Source organism: Candidatus Eisenbacteria bacterium (assembly GCA_035712145.1).
Taxonomy (GTDB): Bacteria; Eisenbacteria; RBG-16-71-46; order RBG-16-71-46; family RBG-16-71-46; genus DASTBI01.
The window spans coordinates 1-1,076 of the sequence record DASTBI010000202.1; the positions used below are offsets into that span (position 1 = coordinate 1).

General features: G+C 64.6%; 2 protein-coding genes. Both read left to right on the plus strand.

The features are described 5' to 3' along the window. A partial coding sequence (locus tag VFQ05_14235; GenBank protein HET9327921.1) for an NAD(P)(+) transhydrogenase (Re/Si-specific) subunit beta occupies window positions 1-531 on the plus strand: 531 nt, incomplete at its 5' end. Between the two features lie 130 nt (window positions 532-661). Next, the coding region (locus tag VFQ05_14240; GenBank protein ID HET9327922.1) for a hypothetical protein at window positions 662-1,076 on the plus strand (415 nt) is incomplete at its 3' end.

The following is a 1,076-nucleotide window of genomic DNA, read 5'->3' on the forward strand; positions in this document are numbered from 1 at the left end:
CGCGAGATCAGCCTCGAGGACACCGGCGTGCTGCTCGCCAACGTGGGCTCGGTGGTGATCGTTCCCGGCTACGGCATGGCGGTGGCGCAGGCCCAGCACGCCGCGCGCGAGCTGGCGGACATGCTGGCCAAGCAGGGCGTCGAGGTGAAGTACGCGATCCACCCGGTGGCCGGGCGCATGCCGGGCCATATGAACGTGCTGCTCGCCGAGGCCAACGTCCCCTACGAGCAGCTCTTCGATCTCGAGCAGATCAATCCCGAGTTCGAGCGCACCGACGTCGTGCTGGTGGTCGGCGCCAACGACGTGGTCAATCCGGCGGCGCGTCACGACAAGACGAGCCCGATCTACGGCATGCCGATCCTCGACGTCGACAAGGCGAAGCACGTGATCATCATCAAGCGCAGCCTGAAGCCGGGGTTCGCGGGAATCGACAACGAGCTCTACTACGACCCCAAGACGATGATGCTCTTCGGCGATGCCAAGGGCGTGCTCTCCAAGCTGGTCGAGGAGCTGAAGACCCAGGCGGCGTAACCGACACGCTAGGGTTCCATTTCGAAGGCGTGTTCACGAGTGGTTGACAGCAGCCTGGCACCCGCTCAGAATTCGAGCTCCAAGCGCCCCTCCCCACGACACAACTCGACCGGGCATGTGGAGGTTGCCTATGAGCGCGAAGCTCATGGTCTACCTGGGGCTGCTCGTGGCCGCACTGTCGACCACGAGCGCCGACGCTCAACCCCCGCCTTGCGTTGACGTCGGAACGATCAAGGTGGAGCCGCGAAACTGGTTCCAGGACACGTTCACGTCGAACGAGACCATCGTAGCCCCGACGTTCGGCGCCTACGACACGACGTCGGCATGGATCCGCACCGGCCTCAACCTGGCGCAACTCACCGGCGACATGAATCGCCAGGACCTGCCTGGAGACACGGTGGTGGCGGAGGCGCCTGGCTCCGGGCTTCGCTTGGATCTGGTGTTCCGCATCCTTCCTGGTGTGGGCAACTACGTGACGATCGGGAATCGAAATAGCCCGCTGAGGCTGGTCCCCACCTCCACGACTCGCGTCCCAGTGGTGCCAA